Here is a 21,429-nt window from a genome sequence, read left to right as displayed (position 1 = left end):
GCCCCGCATGCCAGATAACAGTCGGAACACTCCCCGCCTGATCAAGAAGTATCCCAATCGCCGACTGTATGACACCCACACCAGCAGTCACCTGACGCTCGCGGACATACGCCAGTTGGTCGTCGATAAGGTTTCGTTTCAGGTGGTCGATGCCAAGTCTGGCGAGGATCTGACTCGCAGTATCCTGCTGCAGGTGATTCTGGAAGCGGAAAGCGGCGGTGAGCCGATCTTCACCAGCGAGATGCTGATGGGGATTATCCAGTTCTACGGTCCTTATCAGGGTGTGCTGGGCAGCTACCTCGACAAAAGTATTCAGACCGTGATCGATATCCAGTCCCAGACCGGCGCGCAATCTTCCGAAGCCTGGAGCACCTTCATGCACCAGCAGGCGCCGGTCATGAAGGACCTCATGCGCCAGTATGTCGACCAGTCCAAGGCGCTCTACCTGAACACGCAAAACATGTTTGGCCTGTTCACCGGCAAACCTGAAAGTGAAAACGGCACAAAAAAAAATGGCGACGGGGAATAAACCCGTCGCCATCGGTGCTGCCGGCCTGATTTGACTTACTTGTTACCGCTGGTGGTCTTGGCGCTGGCTTCTGGTGCTGCTTTGGCGGCAGCGGCAGTGGCGGCGTCAAAATTGCTCTGAGCCACATCGGAAGCCTGTTTCACGGCTTTCTGTGCGCTTTCAAACACGGTACTGGCATTCGCCAGGCCGGACTTGAATGCAGCCACTACAGGCTCGGAGCCGGCCGGTGCATTCTTGCTGATCGATTCAACAAACTCATTCACCTGCTGGGTGCCCGCCTCGACCTGACTCGACGTCAGTTTGGCGATGTCCGACTGCGTGCCCACGATCAGCGCCTGAACCTGACGATTAAACTCGGCCAGACGTTCGGATTGCGCGCTCGGCTGGGTGAACGACGCCTGCAGATCAGCAAAACCTTGTGCATCACGGACGGCCAGCAGTTTGCGCACGCCTTCGAAGTGCTCTTCGGTGGAGTCACGCAGTGCCTTGAACTGCAACTGGCTCAATTGCTCAACGCTGGCGAACATTTTGCCGCTGATTTGCTGCAACAAGTCGAGGTTGGCTTTCTGAGCGGTTTGCAGATTTTCCGGGTTGAAAAAAGACATGCTTGAATCTCCTGGTACTGGAAGGCCCGGATGGGCCTGCGGACGCGATAGCGATCCTGCCAGTCATCGCGCCGGGTTTGATATTGCAGCGCACAAAACTATTTGGCAACGCCTATTTTGTGCAGCGCACAATAAAGTTCGCTTGCTCGGTTGATATTCCCTATACACTCGTGACAATTGAATGACGGCCTGGCTTCTATCAATCAGGGCGACATTCCCACGCAGTGGGTCAGGAGTTCACGATGGGTCAGCAAGAAAATATTGCGCTGCAAGATGATGGGCTTTCAGCTCCATCCGGTTTGTTCGAACACCTGAACCACCTCCAGCGCCTCAACACCCTCAACGTTCTCGACGCCGCGCGACAGCGTCAGGCCAAAACCTACGCGCCTTCAAGCCTTGGGCTACTGACAACGCCGAATGCCGCTGACTGGCAGGAATACGTCACCGACCTGGGCCAACGCAGTGTGCTGTTCTGGGACACCCTGCGTCAGCGCGGTGACAACACCTTGGCCTACGAACGCGCCGGGTATCCGCTGCTGCTCAAGTTCAATCATGAAACCCTGATTGCCGGCGAAGACCTGCTTCGCCCGGTCAACTACTCGTTGCTGCAGATCCTCGCGGGCCCCGGGCAAACGCTCGACAGCAAAAAACAGCCAGTGATCATCATTGACCCACGCGGCGGTCACGGTTCGGGGATAGGCGGTTTCAAACAGGATTCGGTCATCGGCGAAAGCCTGCGCGCCGGCCATCCGACCTATTTCATCTCGTTCAGCCATTCGCCACGCCCGGGCCAAACCCTGGCGGACATCGTTGAAGCCCAGGCACGGTTCCTCGCAGAGGTCAGCACGCGACATCCCACCAGCACCAAACCCGTGGTGATCGGCAACTGCCAGGCCGGCTGGGCACTGATGGGCCTGGCGGCGACCCGCCCGGAACTGCCAGGACTGATCATCGTCAATGGCGCGCCTTTGTCGTACTGGGCCGGCGTCAATGGGCGCAATCCGATGCGCTACACCGGCGGTTTGCTGGGTGGCGGCTGGATGGCGCGCCTGGGCAGCGACCTGGGCAATGACCGTTTCGACGGCACCTGGCTGGTGAGCAATTTCGAAAGCCTCGACCCGGCCAACACCTGGTGGGGCAAGTACTACCACCTGTTCAGCGAAGTCGACAGCGAAGCCCCGCGCTTTCTGGATTTCGAACGCTGGTGGGGCAGCCCGACCCTGCTCAATGGCGAAGAGATCGAGATGATCGTCGACGATCTGTTCATCGGTAATCAGCTGTCCGGCGGCCTCGGGCGCAAGAGCAGCGGGCTCGACCTCAAACGCATCGAAGTGCCGGTGGTGGTGTTCTGTTCCTATGGCGACAACATCACCTCGCCGCAGCAGGCGCTGGACTGGATTACCGATGTCTATCCCAGCGATCTTGCCCTGCAAAATGCCGGTCGCACTATCGTTTACCTGCGGCACGCGAGCATCGGTCATCTGGGCATCTTCGTGTCGGGTGAAGTGGCGCGGCGTGAACACCGTGAGTTGCTCGGCGCAGTCGATGCAATCAATGAACTGCCGGGCGGGCTCTATGAAATGCTCATCGATGACCTGCCGGAACACTCGGATACGCCGTACGCCGTGCGTTTCGAGCCACGGCGTATCGCCGACATCCACGGTAAAGTGCAGCCGCCCCGGGACGACGATCGCGAATTCGCGCTGGTCGAACGCGCCTCTGATTTCAACAACACGCTTTATGACGGATTTGTACGGCCGTGGTTGCGTCAGTTGATCAACGAGCCGACCGCCGAAATGATGCGCAAGGCACACCCGTTCCACCAGCAACAGGTGATGTGGAACAGCCTGAACCCGGCCCTCTGGTGGCTGGCAGGCAGTGCCGCTCAAGTGAGCAAGGATCGACATCCCGCCAGCCCGTCCAATCCGTTGCTGGCCTGGCAGGAGCTGTTTTCCAACCAGGTACAGGACGCTTTGAATGGTTATCGGGACCTGCGTGATGCCGCACAGGAGATGAGTTTTTACGGCGTGTATGGCGTCCTCAATAGCCTCGCCGGCAATACCCCGGGGCGAGACCTCCAGGCGCATGCCAGGCAGCACGATAAAGTCCTGACCCAACGCCTTCAGGACGCCCTGCCCCTTGGCGGCTTGATGGAAGCCTTGATCCGGATCCTGTTCCTGCTGTGCCGCGACAGCGATGAACCAGGCAAACAAAGCGTCGAGAAACTTATCCTGCAATTGCAAGTGCTGCTGCAGGACTACAGTGCCGCGCCGATGGACCTGCGCGAAACCCTTCGCCTGCAAAAACTGCTGGTCGCCACCCACCCGCAGGAAAGCCTGCACAGTTTGCCCCTGATGCTGGTTGAGCCCGAAGAACGCCAACAAGTGCTGGCGGCCGTCGCGAAGTTGCTGCCAGAACTGCTGACCAGCGGCGCAGACAACCTGTTCTGGTGTGAATTGCACACGCTGCTCGATGTGCCGCTGCCGGGGTTCAGCCTGACTCAACCTCCAGGTGAAACCGATGTTGTCGTGGAGAAAGTTTCGGCGATAACTCCGGAGCCCATCAAACCGAAAACTCCGGTCGTTGTACCTGAGCCGGTCAAGCAAAAAGCCCCCGTCGTCGTACCAGAGCCGGTCAAGCAAAAGACCCCAGTGGTCGTCGCTGAGCCAATTGCCCCGGTAATGTCGACTAAAACGCGCAAACCCGCCAAGGGCAAAAAAGGTGCGAAGAAACCTCCTGCACCATGATGAGCGACCTGTGTGGCGAGGGGATTTATCCCCGTTGGGTTGCGAAGCGGCCCCGAAATCGAAAACCGCGGTGTATCAGGTACACCGCACACAATGGTTTTACGACTGCTTAGCAGCCGAACGGGGATAAATCCCCTCGCCACACAGGGGATTCGTTGCTTACAAAATGGTGGACAAGGCTCAAGTGCTGACGAGCAACGAGTCACACCGGCGCGGCTTCCTCGATCTCGAACGATTCATCGGAACGGTACTGCCCCGGTGTCATGCCAAACCAGCGGCTACAGGCTTTGTTGAAGCTGCTGTGATCATGAAAACCAAGGAGATACGCGACATGTTTCATGTTGAAGTGAGAATGACGCAGGTAGAAATCCGCCAGTTGTCGACGCACCGCGTTCAGCACGTCCTTGAATTGAGTCCCTTCCTTTTCCAGCGCACGTTGCAGCGTTCGCTTGCTGATGTTCAAGGCCGCCGCGATCGACTCCATGTCGCACTGCCCCTGCCCCTGACTCAAGCGCTCGGTAAGCAGCGCGCGAATCCGGCCGACAATGCAAAAACCAAACAGCAGGTCCAGTTGCGCCTCGGCAAAACTGTCATGCAGCACTGCCAACGCTTCGTTGGCCATGCTCAAAGGCCGCATCAGCTCCTCCCCGTCAAACAAAATGCTGTCGTAAGGCGCGTCGAAATGCAGATTGCAGCCGAACAGCCGTCGATGCTCGGAGATGTCTTCAGGCTTGGGATAGGTGAACTCGACACTCAGGGGTTGCGGTGCGTTGCCGCCCGACAGCTTGCGACAGAACCCCAGCAATGACGCCAGCCCGGCGTCGGTGTACTGGCGCGGTTTGACCGAACCCTGCTGCTGATGGTCGAGCCCGGACAGACGGTAATGTTGCTGTTCCGAAGTGAAGAAAAGGCTGAACCCGGTGCCAATCAACGGACTGAAACGGACCAGGCGTTCAAGGGCTTTTTTCAGATTCAGGCTGGACATCATGGTGTAGCCGACGATCTGAAAACTGCCGGGGTGGAAACTGCCATAGGCCCGTAAGCCAATGTCCGGATCGCCCGAGGCCTCTGTGGCCAGTTCCCAGAGTCGATAGATGGTCTTTCGCTCGCAGAACGCTCCTGGTTTGTTTGCGAGATTAATGTCTAGTCCAGCCTCCCGACACAGACTGGCGACATCCAGTCCTTGAGCCGAGAGCGTATTTGCCAGCACGCTGGCATAGCCTGAACTCATTCTATACATGGCGTCCTCAATGACCTGTGGAACCGGACATCCTGTCCGGAGCCATGACTGATCTGCGATGAATCGAGATTCTAACGGGGTGTTTCGTTGCCAATATTGATCCCAGTATAGGTAGTCCTCACTTTTAGCCAGTGTTTCGGGCCATTCGTCGCATCACAGCCGCTAAACCGCCCATGGCACCGTTGGACACCACACCGTCACCTCCCAACACTTCCGCATCCCACGCCAATCCCGAACAATCGCCCATCTTGCAGCGCAAAAACAAAAAAGGAATGGAGCTTATGAAGTCGCTTGGTCGTATTGCGTTGGTCACGGGTGGTATGGGTGGGATTGGCACGGCGATAAGCCAGCGCCTGTACAAGGAAGGATTCAAGGTCATCGTCGGTTGCAGCGCTGACTCCGCCCGCAAGAACGACTGGATCGCCACTCAGCTGGCGGCGGGTTTTCAGTTCGAGTGTATCTACGGCGACATCACCGATTGGGAGTCGACGCGCAAGGCCTTCGAGATGGCGCGCGAACAATTCGGCCCGATCGATGTGCTGGTCAACAACGCCGGCATTACACGTGATGCTTCTTTCCGCAAGCTGACGCCCGAGGACTGGAACGCGGTCATCGGCACCAACCTGAGCGGCCTGTTCAACACCACCAAGCAGGTGATTGAAGGGATGTTGGCCAAAGGCTGGGGACGAGTGATCAACATCTCCTCGATCAACGGTCAGCGCGGCCAGTTCGGCCAGACCAACTACAGCGCGGCCAAAGCCGGCATCCACGGTTTCACCATGGCACTGGCTCGGGAAGTGTCCGGCAAGGGCGTGACCGTCAACACCGTTTCGCCGGGTTACATCCAGACCAGCATGACTGCGGCCATCCGCCCGGACATCCTCGACACCATGATTGCGGCCACCCCGGTCGGGCGCCTCGGCCAACCCGAAGAAATCGCCTCGATCGTTGCCTGGCTGGCCTCCGATGAATCGGGCTATAGCACCGGCGCCGACTTCTCGGTGAACGGCGGCATGAACATGCAATAGACCGATCGGGGCAAGGACGCCCTGCTCCCGCTGGACAAAATTTTAATGAGGTCACGCATGAACGAAGTCGTAATCGTTGCCGCTACTCGTACCGCCATTGGCAGTTTCCAAGGTGCCTTGTCCGCGATTCCAGCCACCGAGCTGGGTGCCACGGTGATTCGCCGTCTGCTGGAAGAGACCGGTCTGGACGGTACGCAGATCGATGAAGTGATCCTCGGCCAGGTCCTCACCGCAGGCTCGGGACAAAACCCGGCACGCCAGACGGCGATCAAGGCTGGCCTGCCCTTTACCACTCCGGCCCTGACCCTGAACAAGGTCTGCGGCTCGGGCCTCAAGGCCGTGCAACTGGCTGTCCAGGCGATCCGTTGCGGCGATGCCGAACTGGTGATTGCCGGCGGTCAGGAAAACATGAGCCTGGCGCCCTATGTGCTGCCCAAGGTGCGCGCCGGCCTGCGTCTGGGCCATGCGCAACTGCAAGACAGCGTGATTCAGGACGGTTTGTGGGACGCCTTCAACGACTACCACATGGGCATCACCGCTGAAAATCTGGCCACTCAGTACAGCCTCAGCCGCGAAGATCAGGACGCCTTCGCCGCCGCCTCGCAACAGAAAGCTGCCGCAGCCATCGAAGCGGGCTACTTCAAGCGTGAAATCACACCGATCCTGATCCCTCAGCGCAAGGGCGATCCGCTGGTGTTCGATACGGATGAACAACCGCGCCCGGGCGGCACGCTGCAAGCCATGAGCAATCTGAAACCGGCGTTCAAGAAAGACGGCAGCGTGACCGCCGGCAACTCGTCGACCCTCAACGATGGCGCCGCCGTGTTGCTGCTGGCCAGCGCCGCCAAGGCCCAGGCCCTCGGCTTGCCGGTTCTGGCACGCATCAAGGCTTACGCCAGCGCGGGCGTGGATCCGTCGATCATGGGCATCGGCCCAGTGCCGGCCACCCGTCTGGTGCTGGAGAAAGCCGGCTGGAGCCTGGACGACCTCGACCTGATCGAAGCCAACGAAGCATTCGCTGCGCAATCGCTGGCGGTCGGTAAAGAACTGGGTTGGGACACCCGCAAAGTCAACGTCAACGGTGGCGCGATCGCGCTGGGTCATCCGATCGGCGCGTCGGGTGCGCGGATTCTGGTGTCGCTGGTGCACGAACTGATTCGCCGTGAGGGCAAAAGAGGCTTGGCCACGTTGTGCATCGGTGGCGGCCAAGGCGTCAGCCTGGTCATCGAACGATAATAAGAAACACAGGACTGCTTGCTTGACTGCTGACGCGGTGCCGAATTCCGGCACCGCGGTTTTTTTCTGCCCGGTTTACTGATGTGGGCAAGGAGTTCCATGAACACTAACGCGCACACTTTCAACACCTTCTGGTCCGGTCAGGTTCCGTTCATTGCCTCCTTTGCAGTGCAACAATTACGTTTATGGGTCAGCACCAATCCATGGTTTACCGGTCAGGAATACAACGAGTGGTTCGACCTGCCGCGCGTCACCCTGGACAGCCTTCAATCGGACTATCAACTGCAATGGACGGACCTTGGCCAACGGTTGATGACCGGCCAGCCCTTCACCTTTGAAGATCGACGTTTCGCCAGTGGCAACTGGAGCCAGCCGCTGTTCGGCTCCCTCGCCGCGTTTTATCTGCTTAACGCCGGGTTCCTGCTCAAACTGCTCGACAAACTGCCAATCAAAGACAAGAAACCCCGCAAGCGCCTGCTGTATCTCGTGGAACAAGCCATCGCCGCAGGTGCGCCAAGCAATTTCCTGGTGAGCAATCCCGATGCCCTGCAGCGAGCCGCGGACACTCAAGGCGGCAGCCTGCTCACGGGCCTGTTGCACCTGGCCAGCGACCTGCAGGAAGGCAAGATGCGCCAGTGCGACAGCGGCGCCTTCAAGGTTGGCGTCGATCTGGCCAACACCCCTGGCGAAGTGGTGTTCGAGAATGAACTGTTCCAGCTGATTCAGTACTACCCGCAAAGCGAAACCCAGTATCGGCGCCCGGTGTTCATCGTCCCTCCGTCGATCAACAAGTACTACATCCTCGACCTGCGCCCGGACAACTCGATGGTTCGCCATCTATTGCAACAAGGCCATCCGGTGTTCTTGATGTCGTGGCGCAACTTCGACCAGGCACACGCCGGCACCACCTGGGATGACCTGATCGAAACCGGCATCATCAAAGGCCTGCAAGTGACCCGTGAAATCAGCGGCGAACAACGTCCCAACTGCGTCGGCTTCTGCATTGGCGGCACGCTGTTGAGTTCGGCGCTGGCCGTTTTGGCGGCCCGCGGCGACAAGGAAATCGGCAGCGTGAGCCTGCTTACCACCTTTCTCGATTACCTCGACACCGGCCCGATCGACATCTTCGTCGACGAGCAACTGGTGGCTTACCGCGAACGCACCATCGGTGGCAATGACGGCCCCATCGGCCTGTTCAAGGGCGAGGACATGGGCAACACCTTCTCGCTATTGCGCCCCAATGATTTGTGGTGGAACTACAACGTCGACAAATACCTCAAGGGTCAGAAGCCTATTCCGCTGGACCTGTTGTTCTGGAACAACGACAGCACCAACCTTCCCGGCCCGATGTATTGCTGGTATCTGCGCCACACCTATTTGCAGAACGACCTGAAATCCGGCGAGCTGGACTGTTGCGGGGTCAAGCTCGACCTGCGCGCCATCGACGCGCCGGCGTACATCCTCGCCACCCATGACGATCACATCGTGCCGTGGCGAAGCGCCTACGCCAGCACCGAATTGCTGTCGGGCACCAAGCGCTTCGTGCTGTGCGCTTCGGGGCATATCGCCGGGGTCATCAACCCGCCCGCCAGGGAAAAGCGCAATTACTGGACCAACAACCGGGTGACGAAAAACCCCGATACCTGGTTCAAGGATGCCGAGCAACATCCCGGTAGCTGGTGGAACGACTGGTTCGCCTGGCTGGCCGAACACGCCGGTGAACGCCAGCCTTCAGCGCTGCACACCGGCAACGCGCAGTACCCTGCAATTGAATCGGCCCCAGGTCGTTACGTGATGCAATGATGGAATGTCCCGCGCGATAGCTTTTATTGCGCGGGGCGGCGCGTCGTTCTCGCCCTGCAAGAAAGTCAAAACACAGCACACCGGTTCAATATCCCCGCGTCAATTTACGCAACCATGGCCTCCTCACTCACCCGTAAGGACCTCGCCATGGCTATCGCAAAAGCAGTTCCCGGCAAAACCCTGCTGACCCCGACCGACCACACGCTGATCATGATCGACCACCAGTCGCAGATGTCCTTTGCGACCAAGTCGATCGATGCCGTGACCCTGCGCAACAACACCGCGCTGGTGGCCAAGGCTGCCCGCGGCTTCAAGGTTTCGACCATCCTCACCACGGTTGCCGAGAAGAGCTTCTCCGGTCCGATTTTCGATGAAATCAAATCGGTGTTCCCGGAACACAACGTCATCGACCGCACCAGCATGAACACTTGGGAAGACGAGCGCATTGCCGTTGAAGTGAACAAGTTCGGCAAACAGAAAATCGTCCTCGCCGGCCTGTGGACCTCCGTGTGCATCGTTGGCCCGGCGCTGTCGGCCATCGACCAGGGTTTTGAGGTCTACGTGATTGCCGATGCCTGTGGCGACGTCAGCACCGAAGCTCATGAAATGGCCATGCAGCGCATGATCCAGATCGGTGCCCGCCCAATGACTTCGTTGCAATACCTGCTTGAGTTGCAGCGCGACTGGGCACGTACCGAGACTTACGATGAAACCGTGAAAACCTCGATTGCCAACGGTGGGTCCTACGGTCTGGGGCTGATCTACGCCAAGACCATGTTTGGTGCTTCCGAAGGCCACTAAGCAATACCAGCGACTCCGCGGCCTGCGGAGTCGCTTTCCCCCGCGGTGATTGACCGATGAAATATTCCTCGCAAGACCTCCGGGTCAGGCTGCCATTGTGCTTGTCCGTGCTTTTAGCCAGCACTATTGGACCTGCCCGTGCCGATGAATCGGTGCAGGGTTTTCTTGAAGGCTCGAAGGCGGAAGTATTGAGCCGTAACTTCTACCTCAACAGCGATTACCGTACGCCCTCGCCCACCGGCAAGAGTTACAAGGCGGAATGGGCCCAGGGTTTCATCAGCTCGTTCGAATCGGGCTTCACCCCCGGCACCCTGGGATTTGGCCTCGATGCCCACGGGTTTCTGGGGCTGAAACTGAATGGCGGCAAGGGCCATTCCGGGACAGGACTGTTGCCGCTGGACAGTGACGGCAGGAGCGAAGACAGCTACTCCAGTGGCGGCGGCGCATTGAAGATCAGGGCCTCGAAAACCACCCTGGCCTTCGGTGAAATGATGGTCGAAACCCCGGTATTCGACACCGCGGACAAACGTCTGCAACCGGAATACGCCAGCGGGTTTCTGTTGAACAGCCGCGAAATCGACGGGATGAACCTGGTCGCCGGCCACTTTACAGCGTTCAAGAACCAGGACGCCTCTTCGGGCAAGGGCAACTTTTACGGCTATGGCGCAAACACCGAAGCGGGCGGCATTTCATTGCTGGGTGCCGACCTGTTTACGCAAAGCCCTCTCGGCGCAGCCCTGTACGCATCGGAATTGACCGACACCTGGCATCAGTACTACGGCAATCTGCACCTGAAACAGTCCGGTTGGTTCCTCGATGCCAATCTTTATCACACCCAGGACACTGGCCGATCACTTGCCGGCGCTATCGATAACACAGCGTTCAGCCTGTCGGGTAAATACACCGTCGATGCCCATGCCTTTACCCTGGCCTATCAGAAGGTCAACGGCGATACACCGTTCGATTTCGTCGGCGGCGATTCCATCTACCTTGCCAACTCGATCAAGTACGCCGACTTCAACGGCGCCCATGAACAATCCTGGCAAGCGCGTTACGACCTGGATCTGGGTGCCTATGGCATTCCCGGTCTGAAATTCATGACCCGGTATGTCCGGGGCAGCCAGATTGATGGCACCCACGCCCCCCCAGGTGGCGCTTACAACCCGTTCGATGAATCGCTGGGCACGAACGTGCCGCAACAAGGTGATGGCGGACGGCATTGGGAGCGCGACATCGACTTGCGCTACATCGTGCAGTCCGGTTCGGCCAAGGGCTTGTCACTGCAACTGTCCCATGTCTCGCACCGGGCCAACAGCGCCCAGGCCGGCGATGATATCGACCGGGTTTACGTGGTTATCGAGTACCCGCTGAACTTCGGGCGTTTCTGATGGAAATGGCGGAAGGCAGCAGGAGTCGAACCTGCCCGGGAACGGATGCCGTCCCCAACCGGGTTTGAAGCCCGGCCGCGCCACCGGGCGCGATTGCCTTCCTTGAACTCAGGGCTCTGTTTGCCGAGCCAGTGCACTGTCCAGACGCACATGGCGCTTGTCGCCAAAGCGTCGGGTCAGGCCGATGCGGTCGAAGTATTCGAGAATCTGGATGCTGCGTTTGCGCCCAAGGCCCACCGCATCGCGAAACGCGGTGACTTGAATCACCTCGTTTTGCACCGCCAGTTGCAAGAGCATAGTCGCCAGACGACGCAGCATCGCATCGGTGTAAAACAGGTCGCGGACCACTTGATGCAACAGGCCCAGGCGCGCCATCTTGCGCAGCAGCAAGCGTACCGCCACCTCATTGCCTCCCAGATCACGCACCCACGGCGGATCGAAACCGGCCTGTTCGAACAACGGTTGCAGGTGTTGCCACAGGGCTTCGTCCTCCTCGCTCAAACGTACCTGATGACCGGGTAAATGCAGCCACGGTCCGCTGGCGGTAATCACGCCGCTGGCCAGTAGTTCGTCGAGCAGGCTGATGAACGTCGCGCGGTTCAGCGCCGTGCCGGTGAACCGGCGAAGGCGGTCCCGATCCGGGCCCATTTGGTCCGGTTCGAGTTCATGAAAACGCGCCAAATGCTCCAGTAACCGGGCTTTTTGCGTTTCCCAACGCAGCGTACTGAACAGTCGTTGTCCCTGGCGTGTGTCGATCAGGCGCACATCATCGGGCAGGTTCCAGGTGCCGCGCAGACGGTTGAACTGGCGTTCCAGTTGCTGCGGATCGAGTCCGATGTCGCTGTTGATCAGCAATGCCGGCAGGACGTCCTCCAGATTTGTCGTCGTGGTCAGTGCCTGCAACTGCGCGAGTCGCTCCGCGCTTCGGCGCTGTCGGGATGGCGCGAACGGGTCCAGCACCCGACCACCGCCGAGGGTGCGTTGAGCGCTTTGATCGCGCAGGATCAAAGGGTCGCCCTTCACCGCCTGCACCGGCGCATTCAGCAGGATCTGCGCAAACATTCGCTCGCCCGGTGCCAGGCTGGCCCCCTCCAGCAGCGCCACCCGCCCCGTTACGTCCTGAGTCCCCAAGTGAACATGCACCGGCTGAAAGTGCTCGAAGGGCTTGGGTTCGCTGGCCAGCAATTGCATGTCGATATCCAGGCGTTGGGTCGGCGCATACAGCCACTCGGCCAACAACCAGTGTCCCCGATGAATCTGCTCCAGTGCCAGGCGCTCGGCACTCAGGTTCAATGCCACGCGCTGGCCCGCCGTTGCGCTGTCGGCGGCCTGATTCTGCGCATGCAGGCCGCGCACTCGCACCGGCTTGCCCTGCGGGCCGAACAACAGCGTGTCGCCGACCGACACCTGCCCGGACAACGCTGTGCCGGTCACCACAATGCCCGCGCCGGCGACGCTGAATGCCCGATCAATCGCCAGACGAAACCCACCGTGGGTACTGCGCTGGAGCACGTTTTCTTGCGCATCCAGCAAGGCCTGGCGCAGCGTTTCGATGCCCTCGCCGGTCGTGTTCGACAGCGCAATCTGCGGTGCACCCGCATAAGGACCGGGCGCCAGCAAGGTGGCGATCTGTTCGCGCACGGCCTGCACCCGGGAAGGCTCGACCCGGTCGCATTTGGTAATCGCAATCAGTGCCCGAGGAATGCCCAGCAGTTCGACGATAGCCAGGTGTTCGCGGGTCTGGGGCATGACGCCGTCATCGGCAGCCACCACCAGCAGCACCAGATCAATACCCTGCGCCCCGGCCAGCATGTTGTGGGTGAAACGTTCATGACCGGGCACGTCGATAAACCCCGTCAGGGCCGCGCCGGGTTCAAGCGCTGCGTAGAGGTAGCCGAGGTCGATGGTCATGCCCCGTTCACGCTCTTCCCGGCGACGGTCGCCCGCCTGACCGGTCAAGGCCTGCAGCAAAGCGGTCTTGCCGTGGTCGATGTGCCCGGCGGTGCCGACGATCACCCGGGCACCTGCAGTCGATCGAGTTGCGCCAGCCACGCCGGCTCGTCGTCCAGTTGCCGCAGATCCAGCCACAAGGCGTCGTCATCAAGGCGACCGAGCACCGGAATGTCCAGCTGTCTGAAGGCAGCCTCCAGCTCAAGCAACCGTCGACCGCGCAGGCGCTTGCTGACTTCCGGTCGCAGGCACAACGCCGCACTCGGCAGGCGCGCCACCGGTTGGCTGCCGCTGCCGATCATGCCCAACGCTGGCACTGCGCTGACACTCCAGCCGTCACCCATCACTTTGGCCAGCGATGGGTGCAGGCGTACGGCCTGGGCGAGGATGTCTGCCCGTGGCCGAGTGAGCAGGCGCAGACTCGGCAGGCGTTCGGCCAGACGATCCGGATCGCGATACAGCCCCAGCACGGCTTCGAGGGCGGCCAGGGTCAGTTTGTCGACGCGCAACGCCCTTTTCAGCGGGTTCTTCTTGATCTTCGCGATCAGGTCTTTGCGACCCACGATCAGTCCGGCCTGTGGGCCACCCAGTAGTTTGTCGCCGCTGAAGGTGACGATGTCGGCACCGTCGAGCAATGCCTGGCGCACCGTCGGCTCGGCGGGCAAGCCCCAGCGAGTCAGGTCCAGCAGGCTGCCGCTGCCGAGGTCTTCGAGCAGCGGCAAATCATGTTTGTGCGCCAGCTCTGCCAGTTCAGCGGTCGGCACGCTCGTGGTGAAGCCCTGAATGTTGTAGTTGCTGGCGTGCACGCGCATCACCAGACCGCTGCGCGGGCCAATGGCGGCTTCGTAGTCTTTGGCGTGGGTGCGATTGGTGGTGCCGACTTCGTGCAGCTTCACCCCGGCCCGCGCCATGATGTCGGGAATGCGGAACGCACCGCCGATTTCGATCAGTTCACCACGGGAGATGATGCCTTCCTTGCGCGCGCCCAGGCTGTTGAGCGTCAGCAGCACGGCGGCCGCGTTGTTGTTGACCACGGTCACGGCTTCGGCGCCGGTGAGTTCGCGGATAAGGCCTTCGATCAAATCGTCGCGGTCGCCGCGCTTGCCGCTGTGCAGGTCGAATTCCAGGTTGAGCGGATGACGGGCGGCCATCAGCACGGCGTCAATCGCTTCCTGTGGCAACAACGCGCGACCGAGGTTGGTGTGCAGCACGGTGCCGGTGAGGTTGAATACGCGACGGACATGGCTGCGATGCTGTTGGGCAAGGCGTTCGCCAGCCCTGCCCGCGAGGATTTCCGGGGTGATTTCTATCGCCTCGAGTTGTCCTGAAATGACTGGTTCACGCAGGTCATCCAGCAGTTGTCGCAAACTCGCCAGCAACGCCTCGCGTCCGTAGCGCTCGGTCAGTGGCTGACAGGCCGGATGGCGCAGCAAACTGTCGATGGAAGGTAGCCGCAAGGCCGGGCTGGCGGATCTGGAGGACATCAGGGGCTCCCGTAAACGGCTGACCGCCTGAGTGTAGTCGCTGACGCTCCCACAATGGATCTGCGTACGGCTGGCGCTCGTGCGCTGGCGGCCTGACAGCCGACCTGTTCTTGCTGATGTCCCCGGCCCCCCTGTAGGAGCTGGCTTGCTAGCGATGGCTGAGCGTCAGGCGGCTTGTTTTTTGAGGGTGTACATATCCATTGCTGCGGTAACGGCGGCTAATGGTTCCGCCCTCACGGCGGGTCACTTGGAAGAGCGCCAAGTAACCAAGCGCCTGCGCCCCTGACGTACGGTGGCTCGCTAAGGCTCGCCATCCCCTCGCTCCGGTCCTGCTCCGTGGGCCCGCCGCCATCGGCCATCCATGGCCGGGGGCGGCTAACCCGGCATCCATGCCGGGTTGCCCACTGCGCAGAACCTCCACTCGGCCTTCCGACGGGGCAGATCAAGATCAAGATCAAAAACAAAGCGAGGCGGCCTTAGAGCCGACCTGTTTTCGGTCAAGGTCATCGGCAGTGCCCCCCCATCTCATACCCGCCAAAAATCCCCTGTGGGAGTTGTTCAAGAGGGATGTAAACGACAAATGAGCGAAGCGCGCCCGCTTGACGCCCAGGTCGGCCCGAAGGCCGCCTCGCGGCGCTGTGGCGGTAGTCGCGCCCCCTCGTGAGACCGGAACGAGGGCATGCCGAGCCACAGCGAGGCACCGAACGAAAGGGGCAAGAGCGCTTGGTTACTTGGCGCTTCTCCAAGTGACTCGCCGTAAGGGCGGAACCAATAGCCGCCGTTACCGCAGAAACAGATATGTCCCCCTAGCGTTTAAAACCTCCAAGACAGATTCAATCACTTCCAGGCGCAAACAAAAGATTCGGCGCCAACCGCTGATACCCTTCCTGCTCCAGCCGCATGTCCAACATCAGACTAGTCAAATCACCCGACAGCGCTTCAGCATCAGCATCGTTTTCCAGATACAACAACTTCAGATAACTGCGACAACCGGGGCACACTTCAGCCCGCAACGGCGCCTGATTGGCGGCATGGCGGTCATCATCAAAGCTGACATATTCAAGACCCTTGCTCTGCTCGCAATACACGCATTTGACCCGCACCACATGCCATTCGCAGGCGCACAGCGAACACACCAGATAGCGCAAGCCATTATGTTTACCGCGATGCCGGATCACCCCCGCCATCGCCGGCGAACCGCACGCCGGACACTGGTTGAGACTGTCACCGGGTTTCAAGAACAGATCAGGCGTGTTCAGCAACCAATGACTCCAGACAACCTGCAATGCAGCGCCCAGAAATGGCACCAACGCCGCAGGCAGCAACGCGAACTGGCCACTGACCAAGGCAATTGCCCAGGCCTTGAGCTGACCGGCACCGGCATTGCGCAAGCGGGTTATCGCACTCTCGACTTCCAGTTGCGACGGTGGCTGATAACGGCGCAACAGCGCATCGAGCCAAGGCAACCAATCGCCCTCGCGCACCAGACTGTCGGCAGCGAACGGCGGCAAGCCATGCTGCTGGCAAACCCGCAGACGTTCAGGGTCCGGCAACGCAGCGACGGGCGGATCGTCCATCAATTGCTGCTGAACATCACACAGCCCGGCCACCAAAAGCAGGTAATCGGCCAAAGGATGCCCCTCAGCCAACCGTTCCAGTCGCTGCGCGCGCAACGCGAACAGGTTATTCGGCGGCAGGTGCAGAAACGGCGGAGAACTCGCCGCCGCTTCAATCTCGCCAGGCTCAAGAATCGTCGCCAAGGTGCTTATCCTTTTTTACTGATCGGTCGCTCAGGGTGTTCATCGCGCGTCACTTCCCGGTACCAGAGTTCATGGTGTTTCCTTGCCCAGGCGCGGCTGACCCAGCCATGCACCATGGCGCTCACCGAGCCCTTGATCCAGATACCGGCGTAGATGTGCACGATGATGCTCAGCACCAATACAAATCCCGCCAAGGCATGCAGCAACATCGCCCAGCGAATCGCGGTGATGCCGAAATACTCGCTGAAATACGCGCGCCAGATCACCAACCCGCTGAACAGCAACACCAGCATGCACAACAGCAACGTCCAGAACAGCAGCTTCTGCCCCGGGTTGTATTTGCCGATCGGCGGCACGCCCTCCTCCTCGTTCTGGATCACCCGCCCGACGCGGCGCAGCCACAAACGGTCATTGCTGATGAAGAAATTGGCCCTGAAGAATTGAATCACCAGCCCCAGGAACAGCACGAACATCACCACGCCCATGAACGGATGCAGGATGCGCGTCCACGGCCCGCCACCGAACAGGTTGCTGAGCCAGAACAACGCCGGATGAAACAGCGCCAGCCCTGACAGTGCCGCCATCAAAAAGAAGATCGCCACCAGCCAGTGATTGGTGCGCTGGTTCGGGGTGTAGCGCAGGATCTGTCTGCGGATCATGGTCTGTCCTCCCCGCGCGGATCGAAGGTGTGCACCGCCGGATCGACTTCGTGTACCGCCGGGTCTTTGAGCATCGGAAGTTCGTCTTCCTCAACCAGCTGCGGGCCAATGCGCACGTAATGGAAAAACCCGGCCAGCACCGCCAGCCCCATGGCCAGCAAGCCCAGGGGTTTGCTCACGCCTTTCCACAATTCCACCAGCGGACTGATCGTCGGACTGTTCGGCAAACCGGCGTACAACACAGGCGTGTCGGCGTGATGCAACACGTACATGACGTGCGTGCCGCCCACGCCTTCGGGGTCGTACAGGCCGGCATTGGCGAAGCCGCGGCTCTTGAGGTCGACGATGCGTTCGGCGGCGTGCTCCTTCATGTCGTCCTTGGTGCCGAACACAATCGCCCCGGTCGGACAGGTTTTCACGCAGGCCGGTTCCAGTCCCACAGCGACCCGGTCCGAGCACAACGTGCACTTGTAGGCCTTGTGATCCTTTTGCGAGATCCGCGGGATGTTGAACGGGCAACCGGTGATGCAATAGCCGCAACCGATGCAGTGATCCTGATCGAAATCGACGATGCCGTTGGCATGCTTGATGATCGCCCCCGGACTCGGGCACGCCGCCAGGCAGCCCGGCTCGGCGCAATGCATGCAGCCGTCCTTGCGGATCAGCCATTCGAGATTGCCGGCGTCGGTTTCGTGCTCGGTGAAGCGCATCAGGGTCCAGGTTTCCGCGCTCAGGTCCTGGGGATTGTCGTAAGTGCCGAGGTTGTGACCGACGTCGTCGCGCAGCTCGTTCCATTCCGAACAGGCGACCTGACAGGCTTTGCAACCAATGCACTTGGTAGTGTCGATCAGCTTGGCCACTTCCTCCTGATTGCGCACCGACGGCGAAACCGTCGTGGTGGCCGAGCGAGCAATGATGTCTTGGCTGGCCATTTACACTTTCTCCACGTTGACCAGGAATGACTTGGATTCCGGGGTCTGAGTGTTGCCATCGCCGAGGAACGGCACCAAGGTATTGGTCAGGTACCCGTGACGCGTGAGCCCGGTAAATCCCCAGTGCAACGGGATGCCGATCTGGTGCACCACCTGATTGTTGACCTGCAACGGACGTATCCGCTTGGTCACCACCGCCACCGCTTCGATATGCCCGCGCTTGCTGCTGACCCGCACCCGGTCACCGGCGACGATGCCTTTTTCCTTGGCCAGCACCTCGCCGATTTCGACAAATTGCTCGGGCTGGGAAATCGCGTTGAGCTTGCAGTGCTTGCTCCAGAAGTGGAAATGCTCAGTCAGGCGGTAGCTGGTGGCGGCGTACGGATAATCCTTGGCCACTCCGAGGGAGTCCCATACCGAATCGAAGATTCGCGCCGCCGGGTTACTGGTGGCTTTCTTGTTTTCCGGGTGCAGCGGATTGATGCCGATGGGCGTTTCGAATGGCTCGTAGTGTTCCGGAAACGGGCCTTCGTTCATCTTGTCCACGGCGAAGAATCGCGCCACGCCTTCGGGGTTCATGATGAACGGATTCATCCCGGCTTCCGGTGGCGAGTCGGCCTTGAAGTCCGGCACGTCGGTGCCGCCCCAGACTTTGCCGTTCCACCACACCAGGCGTTTTTTCTCGTCCCACGGTTTGCCTTGTGGGTCGCACGAGGCGCGGTTGTAGAGAATCCGTCGGTTCGCCGGCCAGGCCCAGGCCCAGCCCTGATGCTGTTTCATGCCGTACGGATCACTATTGTCGCGTCGGGCCATCTGGTTACCGGTCTCGGTCCAGCTGCCGCAGAAAATCCAGCAGCCTGAAGCGGTGCTGCCGTCGTCCTTGAGTTGGCCGAAGCCGGCGAGTTGCGCATTGCCCTTGATCGCCACACCCGTCGCATCGGTGAAGTCGGTGGTGGCGTAGCCGTTGATTTCCCTGGCCAGCTCTTCCGGCATCGGTTCGTCGGCAATCTTGTAGGGCCACGACAGTTTGAGGATCGGGTCGGGATAAGCGCCGCCATTGGCTTGATAGCGTTGACGCAGACGCAGGAACAGCTCGCTCATGATCTGCACGTCCGTGCGCGCTTCGCCAGGGCCGTCAGCGCCTTTCCAGTGCCATTGCAGCCAGCGGCTGCTGTTGACCAGCGAGCCGTCTTCCTCGGCGAAACAGGTGGTGGGCAGGCGAATCACTTCGGTCTGGATGCCGTCGGTTTGCACGTCGTTGTACGGCCCGACGTTGCGCCAGAACTCCGAGGTTTCGGTGGACAGCGGGTCCATCACCACCAGCCATTTCAGCTTGGCCAGCGCCGCCATCACCCGGTTTTTGTCGGGCAACGCGGCAATCGGGTTGAAGCCCTGGCACATATAGCCGTTGACCTTGCCCTGCCCCATCAGGTCGAACACTTTGAGGATGTCGTAGTTGGGGATGTCGAGTTTGGGCAAATGGTCATACGCCCAATTGTTCTCGAGCGTGGCGTTGCCGCCGTACCAGGCTTTCATCAGGCTGACGTGGAATTTGCTGTAGTTCTGCCAGTAGGACAGCTGCCCCGGCCGCAATGGTTTTTGCGTGCGTTTGGTGATGTAGGCGTTGTAATCCTGCTCCGCGTCCTGCGGCAACGTAAGATAGCCCGGCAGCGCATTGGACAGCAGCCCCAGGTCCGTCAGCCCCTGGATATTGGAGTGCCCGCGCAAGGCATTGACGCCCCCGCCCGGCATGCCGACGTTGCCCAACAGCAATTGCACCATGGCGGCACTGCGAATGATCTGCGAACCGATCGAGTGCTGCGTCCAGCCCAGGGCATAGAGAATCGTCATGGTCTTGCCGGGTTGCGAGCAGGTGGCGATCTCCTCCCAGATCTTTTGCATGGCCTCCACGGGCATGCCGCAAATCTGACTGGCCAGCTCGATGTTGTAGCGGCTGTAATGCTGCTTCATCAATTGGTAGACGCATCGCGGGTCTTGCAAGCTGGGATCTACCTTGACGAAGCCGTCGTCACCGAGCTCATAACCCCAGCCGGACTTGTCGGTATACGCACGCTTGGCCACGTCGTAACCGCTGAATATTCCGTCCTCGAAGCCATACCCGGCTTTGACGATGAACGACACGTCCGTGTAATTGCGCACGTATTCGTGCTGGATCTTGTCCTCGGTCAGCAGGTAATTGATCAGCCCGCCCATGAAGGCGATGTCGGTGCCGGTGCGGATGGGCGCGTAATAGTCGGCCACGGACGCGGTGCGGGTGAATCGCGGGTCGACCACGATCAGCCTCGCGGCATTGTGCGCCTTGGCTTCGGTCACCCATTTGAAACCGCACGGGTGCGCTTCTGCTGCGTTGCCGCCCATCACCAGGATCAGATTCGCGTTGGCGATATCAGTCCAGGTATTGGTCATGGCACCACGGCCGTACGTCGGGGCAAGACTTGCCACCGTCGGGCCGTGTCAGACACGCGCCTGGTTATCAAACCCCAGCATGCCGAGACTGCGAATGACCTTGTGGGTGATGTAACCCGCCTCGTTGGACGCCGCCGAAGCCGCAAGGAAACCGGTGGTCAGCCAGCGGTTCACCGTTTGGCCCTGGTCGTTCTTCTCGATGAAGTTGGCGTCGCGGTCGGCCTTCATCAGGTCGGCGATGCGATCCAGCGCTTCATCCCAGGACACCCGCGTCCATTCGCTGCTGCCCGGTTTGCGCACCTGCGGGTATTGCAGGCGGCCGGGGCTGTGAATGAAGTCCAGCAACCCTGCGCCTTTGGGGCACAGCGTGCCGCGATTGACCGGATGGTCGGCATCGCCTTCGATGTGGATGATGTTTTGCGCGACATTCTTGGCCGCATCGCCCTGGCTGTACATGATCAAGCCGCAACCGACCGAGCAGTACGGGCAGGTGTTGCGGGTTTCATGAGTGTGGGCAAGCTTGAAGTGGCGCACCTGCTCGGCGAAGGCCGGCGCCGGGGCCATGCCCAGCGCGCCGAGGCTCGAGCTTGCAAGGCCGATACCGGCGACCTTGAAGAACTGACGACGGTTGAGGTCCATCGTGCACTCCTGATCAGGTGAAGACCCGGCACTTTTGCCGGTTTTTTCTGGACGATCACGGTAGCGGCAGACGGGCTGCCGACACTTCAAACTCTAGACAATGCTGTTGCGGACAGTGTGAAAACCGACAGCCGGCCCGGCATCTTCCCCGGTGGGAGGGAGCCTGTGGCTGATGGATTTTGTGGTGGGGGGATAAATCCC

The 21,429-nt window shown here is 60.3% G+C and carries 15 protein-coding genes and 1 tRNA gene; 7 read left to right on the top strand and 9 right to left on the bottom strand.

The features are described 5' to 3' along the window. The first annotated feature begins 7 nt into the window (after window positions 1–7). Entirely contained in the window at window positions 8–529 is a 522-nt protein-coding gene (gene phaR, locus FBY04_RS19895) for a polyhydroxyalkanoate synthesis repressor PhaR (protein WP_145316454.1), read from the top strand. Between the two features lie 35 nt (window positions 530–564). On the opposite strand, the gene phaP is transcribed toward phaR, so the two are convergent. Beyond that, window positions 565–1,134, bottom strand: coding sequence for a TIGR01841 family phasin (gene phaP / locus FBY04_RS19890; RefSeq protein ID WP_145316452.1), 570 nt, complete (start codon window positions 1,132–1,134; stop codon window positions 565–567). A gap of 242 nt (window positions 1,135–1,376) precedes the next feature. Here phaP and FBY04_RS19885 point away from each other — a divergent pair, with 242 nt between their 5' ends. Then, entirely contained in the window at window positions 1,377–3,881 is a 2,505-nt protein-coding gene (locus FBY04_RS19885) for a DUF3141 domain-containing protein (RefSeq protein ID WP_145316449.1), read from the top strand. Between the two features lie 202 nt (window positions 3,882–4,083). On the opposite strand, the gene FBY04_RS19880 is transcribed toward FBY04_RS19885, so the two are convergent. Next, the gene (locus FBY04_RS19880; protein ID WP_145316447.1) at window positions 4,084–5,121 is read right to left on the bottom strand and encodes an AraC family transcriptional regulator; all 1,038 of its coding nucleotides are present in this window, start codon (window positions 5,119–5,121) and stop codon (window positions 4,084–4,086) included. A 281-nt stretch (window positions 5,122–5,402) separates the two neighbouring features. On the opposite strand from FBY04_RS19880, the gene phbB reads away from it, so the two are divergent. The 5 genes from phbB to FBY04_RS19855 all read left to right on the top strand — a co-directional run bounded on the left by phbB (window position 5,403) and on the right by FBY04_RS19855 (window position 11,377). After that, entirely contained in the window at window positions 5,403–6,149 is a 747-nt protein-coding gene (gene phbB, locus FBY04_RS19875; protein ID WP_145316445.1) for an acetoacetyl-CoA reductase, read from the top strand. Between the two features lie 57 nt (window positions 6,150–6,206). Beyond that, complete coding sequence (locus FBY04_RS19870; RefSeq protein WP_145316443.1) at window positions 6,207–7,385, top strand: acetyl-CoA C-acetyltransferase; 1,179 nt, start codon at window positions 6,207–6,209, stop codon at window positions 7,383–7,385. Window positions 7,386–7,484: 99 nt separating this feature from the next. Further along, window positions 7,485–9,188 carry a class I poly(R)-hydroxyalkanoic acid synthase gene (phaC, locus tag FBY04_RS19865; protein WP_145316441.1) on the top strand — a complete coding sequence of 568 codons (1,704 nt, stop codon included), beginning with the start codon at window positions 7,485–7,487 and terminating at the stop codon, window positions 9,186–9,188. A gap of 147 nt (window positions 9,189–9,335) precedes the next feature. Continuing rightward, a complete protein-coding gene (locus FBY04_RS19860) occupies window positions 9,336–9,989 on the top strand; it encodes a hydrolase (RefSeq protein WP_145316439.1) in 654 nt (217 codons plus the stop codon). Window positions 9,990–10,045: 56 nt separating this feature from the next. Further along, window positions 10,046–11,377, top strand: a complete 1,332-nt coding sequence (locus FBY04_RS19855) for an OprD family porin (protein ID WP_145316437.1) — start codon at window positions 10,046–10,048, stop codon at window positions 11,375–11,377. A gap of 6 nt (window positions 11,378–11,383) precedes the next feature. On the opposite strand, the gene FBY04_RS19850 is transcribed toward FBY04_RS19855, so the two are convergent. The 7 genes from FBY04_RS19850 to fdnG form a co-directional block, all read right to left on the bottom strand. After that, window positions 11,384–11,479: transfer RNA gene (locus FBY04_RS19850), tRNA-Sec, on the bottom strand. Between the two features lie 6 nt (window positions 11,480–11,485). Next, window positions 11,486–13,393 (bottom strand): selenocysteine-specific translation elongation factor, encoded by a 1,908-nt coding sequence (gene selB, locus FBY04_RS19845; RefSeq protein ID WP_145316479.1) that lies wholly within the window; start codon window positions 13,391–13,393, stop codon window positions 11,486–11,488. Next, window positions 13,390–14,811, bottom strand: a complete 1,422-nt coding sequence (gene selA, locus FBY04_RS19840; protein WP_145316435.1) for an L-seryl-tRNA(Sec) selenium transferase — start codon at window positions 14,809–14,811, stop codon at window positions 13,390–13,392. Before selA ends, selB begins: the two co-directional genes overlap by 4 nt. A gap of 833 nt (window positions 14,812–15,644) precedes the next feature. Further along, window positions 15,645–16,571: a formate dehydrogenase accessory protein FdhE gene (gene fdhE, locus FBY04_RS19835; protein ID WP_145316433.1), complete on the bottom strand. Its 927-nt coding sequence runs from the start codon at window positions 16,569–16,571 to the stop codon at window positions 15,645–15,647. Window positions 16,572–16,576: 5 nt separating this feature from the next. Next, on the bottom strand, window positions 16,577–17,230 hold the full coding sequence (locus tag FBY04_RS19830) for a formate dehydrogenase subunit gamma (RefSeq protein ID WP_084323416.1): 654 nt from the start codon (window positions 17,228–17,230) through the stop codon (window positions 16,577–16,579). Next, window positions 17,227–18,162 carry a formate dehydrogenase subunit beta gene (gene fdxH, locus FBY04_RS19825; protein ID WP_145316431.1) on the bottom strand — a complete coding sequence of 312 codons (936 nt, stop codon included), beginning with the start codon at window positions 18,160–18,162 and terminating at the stop codon, window positions 17,227–17,229. The genes FBY04_RS19830 and fdxH overlap by 4 nt, the downstream gene beginning before the upstream one ends. Then, window positions 18,163–21,228 (bottom strand): formate dehydrogenase-N subunit alpha, encoded by a 3,066-nt coding sequence (gene fdnG, locus FBY04_RS19820; RefSeq protein ID WP_145316429.1) that lies wholly within the window; start codon window positions 21,226–21,228, stop codon window positions 18,163–18,165. It abuts the gene before it with no gap. Window positions 21,229–21,429 lie beyond the last annotated feature (201 nt).

Source organism: Pseudomonas sp. SJZ080, assembly GCF_007828295.1.
GTDB classification, from domain to species: Bacteria; Pseudomonadota; Gammaproteobacteria; order Pseudomonadales; family Pseudomonadaceae; genus Aquipseudomonas; species Aquipseudomonas migulae_A.
This window is presented reverse-complemented; position numbering and strand designations above follow the sequence as displayed.